General features: G+C 62.1%; 13 protein-coding genes. 9 read left to right on the forward strand and 4 right to left on the reverse strand.

Annotated features, from left to right (window positions below; all coding sequences use genetic code 11):
• The first annotated feature begins 148 nt into the window (after window positions 1-148).
• The 7 genes from polA (at window position 149) to H290_RS0119105 (ending at window position 8,615) form a co-directional block, all read left to right on the forward strand.
• Entirely contained in the window at window positions 149-2,893 is a 2,745-nt protein-coding gene (polA, locus tag H290_RS0119075) for a DNA polymerase I (RefSeq protein WP_020108427.1), read from the forward strand.
• Between the two features lie 108 nt (window positions 2,894-3,001).
• Window positions 3,002-3,424 carry a YciI family protein gene (locus H290_RS0119080; RefSeq protein WP_020108428.1) on the forward strand — a complete coding sequence of 141 codons (423 nt, stop codon included), beginning with the start codon at window positions 3,002-3,004 and terminating at the stop codon, window positions 3,422-3,424.
• A 2-nt stretch (window positions 3,425-3,426) separates the two neighbouring features.
• Entirely contained in the window at window positions 3,427-4,704 is a 1,278-nt protein-coding gene (locus H290_RS0119085; RefSeq protein ID WP_020108429.1) for an RNA polymerase sigma factor, read from the forward strand.
• Window positions 4,705-4,761: 57 nt separating this feature from the next.
• Complete coding sequence (locus H290_RS0119090) at window positions 4,762-5,055, forward strand: hypothetical protein (protein WP_020108430.1); 294 nt, start codon at window positions 4,762-4,764, stop codon at window positions 5,053-5,055.
• Entirely contained in the window at window positions 5,052-5,876 is an 825-nt protein-coding gene (locus tag H290_RS0119095) for a hypothetical protein (RefSeq protein ID WP_028463395.1), read from the forward strand. The genes H290_RS0119090 and H290_RS0119095 overlap by 4 nt, the downstream gene beginning before the upstream one ends.
• A 62-nt stretch (window positions 5,877-5,938) precedes the next feature.
• Entirely contained in the window at window positions 5,939-7,867 is a 1,929-nt protein-coding gene (locus H290_RS0119100) for a fumarate reductase/succinate dehydrogenase flavoprotein subunit (RefSeq protein WP_020108432.1), read from the forward strand.
• A 1-nt stretch (window position 7,868) separates the two neighbouring features.
• Window positions 7,869-8,615: a succinate dehydrogenase/fumarate reductase iron-sulfur subunit gene (locus H290_RS0119105; protein ID WP_020108433.1), complete on the forward strand. Its 747-nt coding sequence runs from the start codon at window positions 7,869-7,871 to the stop codon at window positions 8,613-8,615.
• A 22-nt stretch (window positions 8,616-8,637) separates the two neighbouring features.
• Here the strand turns inward: H290_RS0119105 and H290_RS0119110 are convergent, their stop codons facing one another.
• The 4 genes from H290_RS0119110 to H290_RS30330 form a co-directional block, all read right to left on the reverse strand.
• A complete protein-coding gene (locus H290_RS0119110; protein ID WP_155976934.1) occupies window positions 8,638-9,123 on the reverse strand; it encodes a hypothetical protein in 486 nt (161 codons plus the stop codon).
• Window positions 9,124-9,137: 14 nt separating this feature from the next.
• A complete protein-coding gene (locus tag H290_RS0119115) occupies window positions 9,138-9,515 on the reverse strand; it encodes a hypothetical protein (protein ID WP_036519560.1) in 378 nt (125 codons plus the stop codon).
• Between the two features lie 2 nt (window positions 9,516-9,517).
• Window positions 9,518-9,961 (reverse strand): hypothetical protein, encoded by a 444-nt coding sequence (locus H290_RS0119120; RefSeq protein WP_196809587.1) that lies wholly within the window; start codon window positions 9,959-9,961, stop codon window positions 9,518-9,520.
• Window positions 9,962-10,098: 137 nt separating this feature from the next.
• Window positions 10,099-11,403: a hypothetical protein gene (locus H290_RS30330; RefSeq protein WP_020108437.1), complete on the reverse strand. Its 1,305-nt coding sequence runs from the start codon at window positions 11,401-11,403 to the stop codon at window positions 10,099-10,101.
• 223 nt (window positions 11,404-11,626) lie between these two features.
• On the opposite strand from H290_RS30330, the gene treS reads away from it, so the two are divergent.
• Both treS and H290_RS0119135 read left to right on the forward strand, forming a co-directional pair.
• Window positions 11,627-13,480, forward strand: coding sequence for a maltose alpha-D-glucosyltransferase (gene treS / locus H290_RS0119130; protein ID WP_020108438.1), 1,854 nt, complete (start codon window positions 11,627-11,629; stop codon window positions 13,478-13,480).
• A complete protein-coding gene (locus tag H290_RS0119135; protein WP_020108439.1) occupies window positions 13,477-14,853 on the forward strand; it encodes a hypothetical protein in 1,377 nt (458 codons plus the stop codon). Before treS ends, H290_RS0119135 begins: the two co-directional genes overlap by 4 nt.

Genomic DNA, 14,853 nt, shown 5'->3' on the forward strand with positions numbered 1-14,853 from the left:
AACCAGTGGCAGCACTCGGCAGGCTTTCTAAGTTTCCTCGCCGTAACCGTTGCGTAACTGAGTTCCCGACCTCGAAAAACAGTGCGAAATCACGAGTTTCTGCCCCGTATGGCAGGGCGTGTCGGCCCCGCTCCATACACTTGGACCCGTGAGTCCTGCCCAGATCAGTCAGCCCGGCCGTGCAACGGCGAAGTCCGCAACCGAATCGGGTGAGCGCCCGACCCTGATGTTGCTCGACGGTCACTCGCTGGCGTTCCGCGCGTTCTTCGCGTTGCCGGCGGAGAACTTCAAAACAGCGTCGGGACAGACCACCAACGCGGTGTACGGGTTCACCTCGATGCTCATCAACCTGCTGCGTGACGAGGCGCCGTCGCACATCGCCGCCGCCTTCGACGTGTCGCGGCAGACGTTCCGCGCCGAGGTGTTCCCCGAATACAAGGCCCAGCGCAGTTCTGCCCCCGATGAGTTCCGTGGTCAAGTCGACCTGACCAAAGATGTCTTGGGCGCCATGGGGATTCCGGTTTACGCCCAGGAGGGTTACGAGGCCGACGACATCATCGCGACCCTGACCACCCGGGCCGAGGCACAGGGCTATCGCGTACTGGTGGTCACCGGAGACCGGGACTCGCTCCAGCTCGTCAGCGACAACGTGACTGTTCTCTACCCGAAGAAGGGCGTCTCCGAGCTGACGCGTTTCACGCCGGAAGAGGTCGAGACGAAGTACGGACTCACACCCGCTCAGTACCCGGACTTCGCGGCACTGCGCGGTGATCCGTCCGACAACCTGCCCGGCATCCCCGGTGTGGGGGAGAAGACGGCCACCAAGTGGATCCGTGAATACGGTTCACTTTCCGGGTTGGTCGACAACGCAGACAAGGTCAAAGGCAAAGTCGGTGAATCGTTTCGGGCGCACCTGGCCAGTGTCCAGATGAACCGGCAGCTCACCGAACTGGTGCGCGACATGGACCTGCCCATCGGTCCCGACGACCTGGTGCTGGCACCGTGGGATCGCGACAAGATTCATCAGCTCTTCGACGACCTCGAGTTCCGCGTCCTGCGTGACCGGCTCTTCAGCACATTGACGTCGACCGAACCCGAAGCTGAATCCGGCTTCGACCTGCGCGGCAGCATGCTGGGTGCCGGTGAGGTCGCAGCCTGGCTGACCGCCCATGCTGCTCCGGGTGGTGCGCGAAGTGGCGTGACCGTGGTCGGTCCTCATCGGGTGGACGGGTCGGACGTCACCGGTGTGGCGATCGCCGCGGCCGATGGCGAATCGGCGTACTTCGATCCCGCGGAAATCGGCCCCGACGACGAGACCGCGGTTGTCGCGTGGCTGGCAGATGTGAACGTGCCCAAGGCAATTCACGAGGCCAAGTGGGCTTTCCATGCTCTGCGTGGACGTGGATGGCGCCTCGGCGGTGTCACCAGCGACACCTCGTTGGCCGCTTATCTGGTGCGACCGGGGCAACGGTCGTTCAACCTCGACGATCTCGCGCTGCGCTACCTCAAGCGCGAACTCGTGGCCGACGCCGTGGCCGACAACGGCCAGATGTCGCTGCTCGACGAGGATTCCGGTGCCCAGGCCGCCGCCGACCAGGCGATGTTGCAGGCACAGGCGGTGGGCGAGCTGGCCGATCGGTTCGACGAAGAGCTCGCTGAGATCGACTCGGCATCGCTGCTGACCGACATGGAATTGCCGCTGTTGTTCGTCCTCGCCGAGTTGGAGGCGGCCGGCATCGGTATCGACACCGCGCACCTGGCAGAGCTGGAGTCGGGCTTTGCCGCGCGGGTCCGGCAGTCGGCCGACCTGGCGTACGAGGTGATCGGCGAACAGATCAACCTCGGGTCACCGAAGCAGCTGCAGGTCGTGTTGTTCGACAAGCTGGAGATGCCGAAGACCAAGAAGACCAAAACCGGCTACACCACCGACGCCGACGCGCTGGCCGGCCTGTTCGAGAAGACCGGTCACCCGTTCCTCGAGCACCTGCTGGCCCATCGCGATGCCACCCGGCTCAAGGTCACCGTCGACGGACTGCTCAAGACCGTCTCGGACGACGGTCGCATCCACACGACGTTCAATCAGACCGTCGCCGCGACCGGCCGATTGTCGTCGACCGATCCGAATTTGCAGAACATCCCGGTGCGGACCGACGCCGGTCGCCAGATCCGTCAGGGCTTTGTGGTGGCCGATGGCTACGAGAGCCTGATGACCGCTGACTACAGCCAGATCGAGATGCGGATCATGGCGCATCTATCCGGTGACGCGGGGCTGATCGAGGCGTTCAACACGGGCGAAGACCTGCACAGCTTTGTCGGGTCACGGGCCTTCGGTGTACCGATCGAAGAGGTCACCCCGGACATGCGGCGGCGGGTCAAGGCGATGAGTTACGGCTTGGCGTACGGACTGAGCGCGTTCGGTCTGTCGCAGCAGCTCAAGATCAGTACCGGCGAGGCCAAAGACCAGATGGAGGCCTACTTCACCCGATTTGGTGGCGTGCGGGATTACCTGCGCGAGACCGTTGAGGAGGCCCGTCGCAACGAGTACACGTCGACCCTGTTCGGTCGCCGGCGCTACCTGCCCGACCTCAACAGCGACAACCGGCAACGCCGCGATGTCGCCGAACGGGCCGCGCTCAACGCGCCGATCCAGGGCACCGCCGCCGACATCATCAAGGTGGCGATGATCGACGTGCAGAAGGCACTCGCGGAGCAGAACCTGAGCTCCCGGATGCTCCTGCAGGTTCACGACGAATTGGTCTTCGAAGTTGCGGCCGGTGAGCAGGTCCAACTCGAAGAACTGGTCCGGACGAAGATGGGTGGCGCGATCGAATTGTCCGTGCCACTGGATGTGTCGATCGGTTACGGCCGTTCCTGGGATGAGGCCGCGCACTAGGAGAAAACTTTCTTCCGCGGTCGTGTCGATCTGGTCGATGCTTGTTCGACGTATGGGTGAGGGCAAGACGACGACACCTCGAACCACAAACCGAATGAGGAGAAGACAATGCGGTACATGCTGATCATGCGGGCCACTCCAGAGGCCGAAGAAGCAAGCAAGGACATCCCTTTCGACGAGATCATCGCCTTGATGGGTGCCTACAACGAATCCCTGATCAAGGCCGGGGTGTTGCTGTCGGCCGAGGGGTTGACCGGACCCGAGGACGGGTTCGTGGTCGACTTCGACGCCGAACCTCCGGTGGTGACCGACGGGCCCTACGCCGAGGCCAAGGAGCTGTTCTCCGGTTTCTGGATTCTGGAGACGTCGACGAAGGAAGAGGCGGTGCAATGGGCAACGCGTTGCCCCCTTGGTGCCGGCGTGAAGTTGGAGGTTCGGCGCGTCGCAGAGATCGCCGAGTTCGATCCGGACAACGAGTGGATCCAGAAACAGCAACAGTGGCGTGAGAAGAACGAGCAGCGCGCTCACTGACCTTGTCGAGTCCTTCGTCTGAGGTCACCCGCCGCACCGTCGATGCGGTGTGGCGGATCGAGGCCGCGAAGATCATCGCCACCCTCACCCGGATGGTCGGCGATGTGGGCCTGGCCGAAGATTTGGCACAAGAAGCGCTGGTGGAGGCGCTGTCGACGTGGCCGGAGTCAGGCGTCCCGCGTAACCCGGGCGCCTGGCTCACGACCGTCGCGAAACGACGTGCGGTGGACGGTTGGCGGCGGCAGGAGCGGCTGGATGCCAAATATGCCGCGATCGCCCGCGACCTGGACACCCGGCCCGACGCCGAACTCGGCTGGGATCCGGACGACATCGACGACGACGTCCTGCGGCTGGTGTTCGTCTCGGCGCACCCGGTGCTCGCCCGGGAAGGTCAGATCGCTCTCACGCTGCGCGTGGTCGCCGGCCTGACCGCCGACGAGATCGCGCAGGCTTTCCTGACGTCGACCTCAACGATCCAGCAGCGCATCGTGCGGGCGAAGAAGACACTGAAGGCCGCGAACGTGCCGTTCGAGGTACCGCCTCGCGAGGATTATCCCCGGCGACTGTCGGCGGTGCTGAGCGTCATCTATCTCGTGTTCAACGAGGGTTATTCGGCGTCGTCCGGCGATCGCTGGATCCGCTCCGAACTGTGCACAGAGGCACTGCGCCTCGGACGCGTCTTGGCGGAGTTGGTCCCCACCGAACCAGAGGTGCACTCCCTGGTTGCACTGATGGAGTTCCAGGCATCACGTTTCCGTGCACGGATCGCCGCCGACGGGACTCCGATTCTGCTGTCTGATCAGGACCGTGGTAAGTGGGATCGGGCCCAGATCGGCCGTGGCACAGCCGCACTCGCACGTGCCGATGACTGCGGTCGCGGTCGCGGGCCCTACGGGCTGCAAGCCGCCCTGGCGCAGTGTCATGCCACCGCGGTGACGGCCCAGGACACCGATTGGCAACGCATCGTGGTGCTGTACGAGGCGCTGGGTCGGCTGGCGCCGTCGCCGGTGGTCGACCTCAACCGGGCGGTGGCGGTGTCGATGGCATCGGGTCCCGGCCCGGCGCTCGAGATCGTCGACGAACTCGTGGACGGCGGGGCCCTGGCGCGGTCGCATCTGCTGCCGGCGGTCCGAGGTGAACTTCTGGCACGTCTGGAGCGGTACCCCGAGGCACGGGCGGAGTTGCGGAAGGCAGCCGACATGGCCGGAAACCAAAGGGAGAGCGAAGTTCTGCGAGCCAAGGCGGACGGGATGTCCGACACGTTCGGTCAAAACCGTTGACTGAATGGGTCCGGCCAGTACTGTGGTCGGTATCACATAGGTCCTGGAGGGAACGCCATGGCATCAGCCGAAATGAACGAACTCCATCGCAGCATCGGGACGCTGCGGCATCACATCGTGACCCTGAAGCTGCAGTACGGCGACGTTGACGCCGTCCGCAGGATGACCAATGATCTGGATCGGCTCGAGATCGACCTCCATGACTTCGAACAGTCCCCACCGCCCGTGCTTCGGGCGCCGGTGGGCAAGGACGACGTGGTCTACGTGCCGGACAGCAAATCAGACGAGTCGGCTTGGTTGGGTGCGCAAGACGAAGGGCTGGGCTTCCACTCGCGTGAGCGAACGAAGTGAGCGCCCCCGCGTCTGAGCGGGAATCAACCGGGGTTTTCTCACCCGGACGGGCGCGCATCCTGGTGCGAACCCTTCGAGTTGATCGATGGTGGCTGTCGCCACTGCTGACGGTCCTTGGGCTGTCGACGTTCATCATCTATGCGACGGTGCGTTCGTTTATCCGCAGCGCCTATTGGGTCGCGGACTACCACTACCTCTCGCCGTTCTACTCGCCGTGTCTGAGCGAGTCGTGTGTGCCGGGATCAAGCCATTTCGGGACACCGTTCCCGGAACTCCCCATGTGGATTCCACTGGGGTTCGTGGTTCTGCCGTTCCTGCTCGGGTTCCGGGTGACCTGTTACTACTATCGCAAGGCCTACTACCGTTCGATCTGGTTCTCACCGCCGGCCTGTGCCGTGGCCGAGCCGCACACTCGCTACACCGGGGAGACCCGTCTTCCGCTGATCATCCAGAACGCGCATCGCTACTTTTTCTATGCGGCAGTGATTGTTTCGCTGATCAACTCGTACGATGCACTCGCCGCATTCCACGGCAAGGATGGCGGTTTCGGCTTCGGACTGGGCAACATCATCCTGCTGGTGAACGTGATTCTGCTGTGGACCTACACGGTGTCCTGCCATTCGTGTCGTCACGTCACCGGCGGTCGCCTCAAGCACTTCTCGGCACATCCGATCCGGTATTGGATCTGGACTCAGGTGTCGAAGCTCAACACCCGGCACATGCAGTTCGCCTGGATCACGCTCGGCACGCTCATGCTCACCGATTGCTACATCATGCTGGTGGCCAGCGACACCATCTCCGACCTGCGATTCGTGAATTGACCCGCTGCCCTGTGCGCAACACCTGTTGCGCAATCGATTTCACGCTTAGGAGCCATTGCTAGATGACGGAAACCGAACGCCACAAATACGACGTCATAGTCATCGGTGCCGGGGGCGCCGGTCTGCGGGCGGTCATCGAGGCCCGCGAGAAGGGCTACTCCGTCGCCGTGGTTTGTAAGTCATTGTTCGGTAAGGCGCACACCGTGATGGCCGAGGGTGGGTGTGCCGCGTCGATGGGGAACGCCAACTCGAAAGACAACTGGCAAACCCATTTCAAAGACACCATGCGCGGCGGCAAGTTCCTGAACAACTGGCGGATGGCGGAATTGCACGCCCGCGAAGCGCCGGATCGGGTCTGGGAGCTGGAAACCTATGGCGCGCTGTTCGATCGGACCGAGGACGGCCGAATCGCCCAGCGCAACTTCGGCGGCCACACCTATCCGAGGCTGGCGCACGTCGGCGACCGGACGGGTCTTGAACTGATCCGGACCATGCAGCAGAAGATCGTCTCGCTGCAGCAGGAGGATTACGCGGCCACCGGTGACTACGAGGCGCGCATCAAGGTATTTGCCGAATGCACCATCACCGAACTGCTCAAAGATGGCGATGCCATCGCGGGCGCGTTCGGGTACTGGCGTGAATCCGGTCGATTTGTGCTGTTCGAAGCCCCGGCGGTGGTGGTCGCCACCGGAGGTATCGGTAAATCGTTCAAGGTGACGTCAAACTCGTGGGAGTACACCGGTGACGGACACGCACTCGCGTTGCGGGCCGGTGCCACCCTGATCAACATGGAGTTCATCCAGTTCCATCCGACCGGCATGGTCTGGCCACCGAGCGTCAAGGGCATCCTCGTGACGGAAGGTGTTCGCGGTGACGGAGGTGTCCTGAAGAACACCGACGGCAAACGGTTCATGTTCGACTACATTCCGCCGGTGTTCAAAGGGCAGTACGCAGAATCCGAGGAAGAAGCCGACAAGTGGCTGGCCGACAACGACAGTGCCCGCCGCACACCGGACCTGCTGCCGCGTGACGAGGTCGCCCGGGCCATCAACGAAGAGGTGAAGGCGGGCCGCGGCACCGAACACGGTGGTGTCTACCTCGACATCGCCTCCCGCATGCCGGCCGACGAGATCATCCGCCGGCTGCCGTCGATGCACCACCAGTTCAAAGAGCTCGCCGATGTGGACATCACGGCCGAACCCATGGAGGTGGGCCCTACCTGTCACTATGTGATGGGCGGGATCGAGGTGGATCCGGACACGGGCGCGGCCCGGGTGCCGGGCCTGTTTGCGGCCGGTGAATGTTCGGGCGGCATGCACGGCTCAAATCGCTTGGGCGGCAACTCTTTATCCGATCTGTTGGTTTTCGGTCGACGGGCCGGGCTCGGTGCGGCGTCGTACATCGAATCTCTGAAGACCAGGCCGACCGTCTCCCCGGCCGACGTCGACCGGGCGGCGGCGTTCGCGCTGGCGCCGTTCGATCCGCCGACCGAGGGCAAGGCCGAGAACCCGTACACATTGCACACCGACCTGCAGCAGTCCATGAACGACCTCGTGGGCATCATCCGGAAAGAGGCGGAGGTGGCCGAGGCGATCGAAGTCCTCGCCGACATCCGCTCGCGTCTGCCCGGCATGCAGGTGGAGGGACACCGGCAGTTCAACCCGGGATGGCATCTGGCCGTCGATCTGCGAAACATGTTGCTGGTCTGCGAATGCGTCGCCAAGGCGGCACTGCTGCGCACCGAGAGTCGTGGTGGTCACACCCGCGACGATCATCCTGCGATGGATCCGAATTGGCGCAACACACTGCTGGTCTGTACGGCCGACCTCAGCAGTGATTCGTCGGTCCCGGAGGTGACGGTGGTCAAGGAGGAACAGACCCCCATGCGCCCGGAGCTGCTGGAACTCTTCGATTTCACCGAGATCGAGAAGTACTACACCGCCGGTGAGATCGCCGGTCACCCCGACGCCGGGGGCAACAGGGAGAACTGACATGGGCTATGACGCGAAGTTCCGGGTGTGGCGTGGTGACGCCGACGACGGTGAATTGAAGGACTACACCGTGCTGGCCAACGACGGTGAGGTGGTGCTCGACATCATCCACCGGTTGCAGGCCACCCAGACGCCGGACCTGGCGGTCCGCTGGAACTGCAAGGCCGGCAAGTGCGGGTCGTGCTCGGCGGAGGTCAACGGTCGCCCCAAACTCCTGTGTATGTGCAGGATGTCGACGTTCACCGAGGACGAGGTCATCACCGTCACGCCGATGCGGACCTTCCCGGTGATCCGCGATCTGGTCACCGATGTCTCGTTCAACTATCACAAGGCCCGCGAGATCCAATCCTTCACACCGCCCGAAGGTCTGAAGCCGGGGGAGTACCGGATGAAGCAGGTCGATGTGCAGCGATCGCAGGAGTTCCGCAAGTGCATCGAATGTTTCCTCTGCCAAGACACCTGCCATGTGGTTCGGGACCACGAAGAGAACAAAGTGAACTTTGCCGGTCCGCGTTATCTCATGCGTGTCGCCGAACTCGACATGCATCCCCTCGACGTCGCCGAACGACGTGATTCGGCGCAGTCCGAACACGGCCTGGGACTGTGCAACATCACCAAGTGCTGCACGGATGTGTGTCCCGAACACATCAAGATCACCGATAATGCCTTGATCCCGATGAAGGAGCGAGTGGTCGACCGTCAGTACGATCCGCTGGTGTGGTTGGGGAACAAGCTCTTTCGCAGATAGCCGGCCGCACCCCGGTTGTCACCTATCCCGCGCAGGTGACGTCGGGATGTGACGACTGGTAGGCCTTCAGTTCTTTGGCAAGATCATTCTCGACCTGTTTGTGAATCTCCTGTGTCTCTTTGTCGGTGATGTCCCGCATGGGTTTGGTGGATTCCGCGAGTTCGAAATACCAGGCTTTGACGGCGATCCGCGTGCGCAGCTCGAGTTCGGCCGTGCGAGCTTCTGCGTCGACACAGAACCGTTTGTGGTCGGCGTCGCTGTCGCGGGGTTCTTCAGCTTCCTCGCCGGTGTTGATCTCCACCGGTGGGAAATCGAGGTCGTTGGCGCGGTCGGTGGCGTCGCCGAGGTCGTTCATCGAATTCTCGAGGTCGCTGAGAGCATCATCGAATTCCTGAGGCACCTCGGCGCTGGATTGTTGGGGTGCAGCTGTTCCGGAAGTTGCGTTGCCGCCCTCGTCACTGCACGCCGCCGAGAATGCCACAGCCAGGACAAGGGCGGCTGTTGTCAACCGTGTTCGGATGATCAATTCTTGTACTCGGTTTCTGGGTAGTGGTAAAGGTATTCGTTCAATTCCCGGACGAATAATTCCTCGACCCGCTTGTGCAGCGATCGGGTTTCTACTTCTGTGATTTCTCGCATGGGCTGGCTGCTGCCGGCAAGGTCGAAATACCAGTTGTCTACAGCCGCAACCTTCCGCCGGGCGAACTCGGCGTCGCGGGCCTGCTTGTCGGTACAGAACAGGTGGTAGTCGTCGGGTCGATTCGAACTCTCGGTCCGGCCGGTTGTGATCTCAACCGGAGCAAACTCGCGCTTCCGCGCCCGGATGGTCGAGGTGGCCAGGTTGTCCATCGAGCCCTGCAACTTCCTCAACGCATTCCCGAAATCATCGTGCGAAAGCATCGTCACCACCCCAGCCTTTCCAGGACCTTTACGGTCTGCGGTATCGCGAGTTCGCACAAGTCCGGGTTGGCCGGCGTCGTTCCAATCGCTTTGTCCAACGCGACGCCGAGGACGTAACCGTCGGGAGCCCCGGGCGAAACAACAATTCCTCGGCAGCTGTAGACGGCGTCCGGGAATGTTTGATAGCCGGTGCTGTTGCCGACCTGGTACTGCTCTTCTGAGATCGTGATGAGGGCATCCACGCTGACCGGTTCGAAGACCGATAGTTCCAGCCATCCCCAGCCGTTCTCGACTGGCCATTTGCATCCAGGCAGCCCCAGATCGGTTGTAGGGGTTGGTTTATCGGTGACTTCGCCGTCGGTGAGTGGGGCCATGTCTTCTGGGGTGAGCGTGTCGCAGATTTCTTGCGGCGATAAGAATTGGCGAGCGTCTTCGGACAACGGCATGATTGGTTTCGTGAGACCGGGCACGATCTCTTCGCCGGACGCGGCGGACATGCCCGCATTGTCGCCTTCGTTGGTGGTAGTGCACGCGGATGCGAACACGACGAGCGCAATGAACAGAAGGGTGTTCGGCATTGTCCTCACTGGGCATCCTCCCACGGCTGATTATCGGTTCCGACGCTGAACGGTGTCTTTGGCTGGTTCAACAACGCTTGAATATCCGCTGCTGTCAACAGGTCTTCGACGTCTTGCGCCTTTTGTTCGGCGTTTGCCTCGGCCGCGTTGTACTCATTCACCAGGGCGTTGATCGGTTGTAACTTCTCATCGATCTTCCGTTGCGCGACTGCATCCATCTGACCGCTCGTCGATCCGATCGGGTCTTCGCAGAACTCGATGAAGGCCTTGAGCGCGTCGATTGTGGAGGTGATGGCTTCGATCATCTGATGGACCTCTTTGCCGACTTCTGTGAGCAGGGCGCTCACCTCGCCTACCGCAGCGGCCGTCCCGGCGTAGGGAATGACTTTGGCGGCGACTTTGAGAACGCCCTGCCAGCTATCGACTTTGATCAGTCGGGATAGGCCCTCCTTGATCAGCTCGATGGTTGCCCGCGCCGCGTCTTCGAGTCCTTGGGCCGCGATCTGCAGGCCCGTGTCGATCAGCCTTCCTGCCGCAGCATTCCATTCGAGGCCGTTGGCCATGTTGGTGCTGTAGGTCGTGTACGCAATTGCGGCCGCACCATCCCAGTAGCTGTCGATTTCCTTGCTGGACCAAATCAAGTCGTCGCCCGAAGTTCCAAGCGCAGTGCCGGCCTTGCCGTACGTGTTGCCGATGCGCTTGAGCTCCAACCAGTTTCCGGCGAGCGGATTCAATGCCGTAGTGAGCGGGCTCCAGCGAACAAGTCGTTCAATGGCTGAATCGGCGTCAGCCAGCCATCCGGCGGTATCTTCGATCAGGGCGTTCCAGTCGACGTTCTCGCTGGGTGGCGGGATGACATCCACCGGCGTGGGAGTCCGGAAAGCGACTGCTCCCGGAACGTCGTCGACTACGTCCCATCGAATGAATCGATCGTTGTTCTCCGGTGTTCCGGATATCGACGACCGCGAGAATGGTGGTGCAAACGGAGCCTTGTCGATGATCTGTTGTTTGGTGTGTTCGAAGCCCAGTGCCGATGTGCGTTCGGTGCTGGTGTAGTTCCACGCAGCCTGTTTGAGGCTGACGCTGGTTCCGGACAACGATGGCGGAAGGGTTTCAAGGCGGGTCCACGTCGCTGCGTGCAGCGTGTCGATGGGCTCACGAAGTGCGACCATCAGGCCTCTGAACTCACCGGTGGCCGCGGTGTGCTGCTTGACCAGGTTGACGGCTTGCGTCACGCCGTCGTTGACCGCCAGTACGTAGTTACCGAGGCCGCTGATCTCGGTCGGCGATGCCTTGAACTGTTCCCCCATGAATGCCCCCCGGCGTTGTCGTCGCCCCCGGGCGATCGCTGTCGAATTGTTGTTCGTGCCATGTGACGTGCCGACAGGAACTTTGGTTCCATCCGCGAAATGTGGATGACGACCGCCTGTGTGGATAAACGTGATCCGGGTTGGTCGCAGTCCGGGCCAACTCGGTCAGCAACACGTAGGGTTGGACCGAAGAAGAACGCCGAGCTGACAACCCGAGGTGCGCATGCCCCTGGAAAATCAACCGGACTCATCGCGACCGCCATATGACCCGGCAGAGGCTGAACACACAGCCGATGGACACCTGGTCGAGGCACAGTCCGACGACTTCGATCACGCAAAGCCAGTACGTGTGGACCACGAGTGGTTCAAGAAGGCCGTGTTCTACGAGGTGCTCGTTCGCGCCTTCAACGACTCGAACAACGACGGAGTCGGTGATCTCCGGGGCCTGACCGACAAGCTCGACTATCTGGCATGGCTTGGCGTCGACTGCCTGTGGCTACCGCCGTTCTACGATTCACCGTTGCGGGACGGGGGCTATGACATTCGGGACTTCCGGACCGTCCTGCCCGAGTTCGGCACGGTTGAAGACTTTGTCGAGCTGCTCGACCAGGCCCACCGTCGGGGGATACGCATCATCACCGACCTGGTGATGAACCACACGTCCGACAGCCACCTGTGGTTCCAGGAGTCGCGCTCGGATCCCCAAGGGCCGTACGGCGACTACTACGTCTGGGCCGACGATGATTCGGGTTATCCCGATGCCCGCATCATTTTCGTCGATACCGAGGTGTCCAACTGGACGTGGGATCCGGTTCGCAAGCAATACTATTGGCACCGATTCTTCTCTCACCAGCCCGACCTCAACTATGACAATCCTGAGGTCGCCGAGGCGATGATCGACGTGTTGCGGTTCTGGCTCGACCTGGGGATCGACGGATTCCGGCTTGACGCGGTGCCTTATCTGTACGAGCGGGACGAGACCAACTGCGAAAATCTCAGCGAGACCCACCAGTTTCTCAAACGATGCCGCAAGGTGGTCGACGACGAGTACCAGGGGCGTGTCCTACTGGCCGAGGCGAATCAGTGGCCCGCCGACGTCGTCGAGTACTTCGGTGAGCCGGACATCGGCGACGAATGCCACATGGCGTTCCACTTCCCGCTGATGCCAAGGATTTTCATGGCGGTCCGACGCCAGAACCGGTTCCCGATCTCGGAGATCCTCGACCAGACGCCGCCGATTCCGAAGTCGGCGCAATGGGCGATTTTCCTGCGCAACCACGACGAGTTGACGTTGGAGATGGTCACCGACGAAGAGCGGGACTACATGTACGCCGAGTACGCCAAAGACCCGCGGATGAAGGCGAACATCGGGATCCGGCGCAGACTCGCGCCGTTGCTCGACAACGATCGGAATCAACTGGAGTTGTTCACCGCGCTACTGCTGAGCCTGCCGGGATCCCCGATGCTCTACTACGGGGACGAGATCGGAATGGGCGACAACATCTGGCTCGGTGACCGTGACGCAGTGCGTACGCCGATGCAGTGGACACCCGATCGCAACGCCGGTTTCTCCCGGACCGATCCGGCGCGGATGTACCTGCCGGTGATCATGGATCCGACCTACGGATTCCAGGCACTCAACGTCGAGGCGCAGATGTACTCGACCAACACGCTGCTCCATTGGACCCGGCGGATGATCGAGGTGCGCAAGCAACATCCGGCCTTCGGGCTGGGGACGTTCACCGAGCTCGGCAACAGCAACCCGTCGGTGCTCACGTACCTCCGGGAGTTGGCGCCGTCGGCCGAAGAACGCCGGTCCAGCGATGTCATCCTCTGTGTCAACAATTTGTCACGCTTCCCGCAGGCCGTGATCATGGACCTGTCGACGTTCGACGGCCGGATCCCGGTCGAACTGACGGGGTCCATTCCGTTTCCCAAGATCGAGTCCGATTCCTACGTTGTGACGTTGCCCGGGCACGGGTTCTATTGGTTTGCCTTGCAACCTGATCCAGCTGATGCCGGAATTGCCCACGTGTATCCACTCAGCAGTGAAGCAGAGGCGGCGGTGCAACCATGACCGTGAACTTGCCAGATGACCAGGACCTGGCCGACGGATTGAAGGCGTGGCTCCCACATCAACGGTGGTTCTCGGCGAAGGATCGGGCCATATTGGCGGTCCGGGTGATCCTGCGGGTTCCGTTGGCCTCCGACGAAGGCTATGCGGCCGAACATGTCCTGGTTTCTGTCGACTTCATCACCGGTCCCGCCCTGCGGTACCAGATCCCGGTCGGGTATCGAACGCATCTGTCGGAGCCATTGCTGTCCTGGGCGTTGACCGATGATTTGCCGGACAAGGCATCTGCGTACGACGGATTGCACGATCCGGATCTGACGGGCCGCCTCCTCACCGCTTTGGCCAATGGTGAGCGCATCGGGCCGTTGCGATTCGAGACGCTGCCCGGCGGTGTCCTCGACTCGGAGTCGCCTGGTCGGGTCATGAACGCAGAACAGTCCAACACCTCGGTGGTATTCGGCGAATCGTTGCTGTTCAAGGTGTTCCGCCAACTCGAGGTCGGGATCAATCCCGACGTGGAACTGCATCGAGCCCTCAGCGAAGCCGGGTGTGAGCATGTGGCAGAGCTTCGCGGCTGGATCGAGGCAGACATCGATGGTGAGCCGACGACGTTGGCGATGGCACAGCAGTTTGTCGAGAACGCCGCGGATGGGTGGAGCATGGCGCTGATCAGCGTTCGTGATCTGTTCACCGAGGCCGACCTGCATGCGGCCGAGTTGGGCAGTGACTTCTCCGGGGATGCGGAGCGCCTCGGCGCAGCGCTGGCCCATGTACATGCGGATCTTGCGCGGAGCCTCGGCGTGACCGAACGCAACGGTGAGAGTTCGATGATCAACGACATGCGAGCTCGATTGCATGCTGCGGCACAATCGATTCCGCAATTGGAAGACCTGCGTGAGCCGGTGCTGGCGGTCTTCGATCAGGCCGCTGAAGTGGGTGCCACGCGCGTCCAACGGATCCACGGTGATCTCCATCTCGGCCAGGTTCTGCGAACGCCGTTGACCTGGTTGTTGATCGACTTCGAAGGAGAGCCACTCAAGTCGGTGGCCGAGCGACGTCTGCCAGACAGTCCCTTGCGAGATGTCGCCGGCATGCTCCGCTCGTTCGACTACGCCGGCCACCATCTGTTGAGCCAGGGATCGCCAGGGGCGACCGGGCAGCGCGAATTTCGGGCCCTGGAGTGGGTGGACCGGAACTCGTCGGCCTTCTGCGACGGGTACACAGCCGTTACCGGTGAGGATCCGCGTGACAACTCCGCGCTGCTCCGGGCCTATGAACTCGACAAGGCCGTCTATGAAGCGGTGTACGAGGCACGTCACCGACCGAGCTGGTTGCCGTTGCCGTTGCATGCAATCGAGCGGCTTGTTGCCGGTTGA

Origin of the sequence: Nocardia sp. 348MFTsu5.1 (assembly GCF_000383535.1) — a bacterium.
In the GTDB taxonomy this organism is placed as follows: Bacteria; Actinomycetota; Actinomycetes; order Mycobacteriales; family Mycobacteriaceae; genus Williamsia; species Williamsia faeni.

What these genes read in the sequence shown, in the direction of transcription:
- H290_RS0119080 (WP_020108428.1), top strand. Translation starts at nt 3,002, where the DNA reads ATGCGGTACATGCTGATCATGCGGGCCACTCCAGAGGCCGAAGAAGCA.
- H290_RS0119090 (WP_020108430.1), top strand. Translation starts at nt 4,762, where the DNA reads ATGGCATCAGCCGAAATGAACGAACTCCATCGCAGCATCGGGACGCTG.
- H290_RS0119100 (WP_020108432.1), top strand. Translation starts at nt 5,939, where the DNA reads ATGACGGAAACCGAACGCCACAAATACGACGTCATAGTCATCGGTGCC.
- H290_RS0119105 (WP_020108433.1), top strand. Translation starts at nt 7,869, where the DNA reads ATGGGCTATGACGCGAAGTTCCGGGTGTGGCGTGGTGACGCCGACGAC.
- H290_RS0119115 (WP_036519560.1), bottom strand. Translation starts at nt 9,515, where the DNA reads ATGCTTTCGCACGATGATTTCGGGAATGCGTTGAGGAAGTTGCAGGGC.
- H290_RS0119120 (WP_196809587.1), bottom strand. Translation starts at nt 9,961, where the DNA reads ATGCCGTTGTCCGAAGACGCTCGCCAATTCTTATCGCCGCAAGAAATC.
- H290_RS30330 (WP_020108437.1), bottom strand. Translation starts at nt 11,403, where the DNA reads ATGGGGGAACAGTTCAAGGCATCGCCGACCGAGATCAGCGGCCTCGGT.
- treS (WP_020108438.1), top strand. Translation starts at nt 11,627, where the DNA reads ATGCCCCTGGAAAATCAACCGGACTCATCGCGACCGCCATATGACCCG.
- H290_RS0119135 (WP_020108439.1), top strand. Translation starts at nt 13,477, where the DNA reads ATGACCGTGAACTTGCCAGATGACCAGGACCTGGCCGACGGATTGAAG.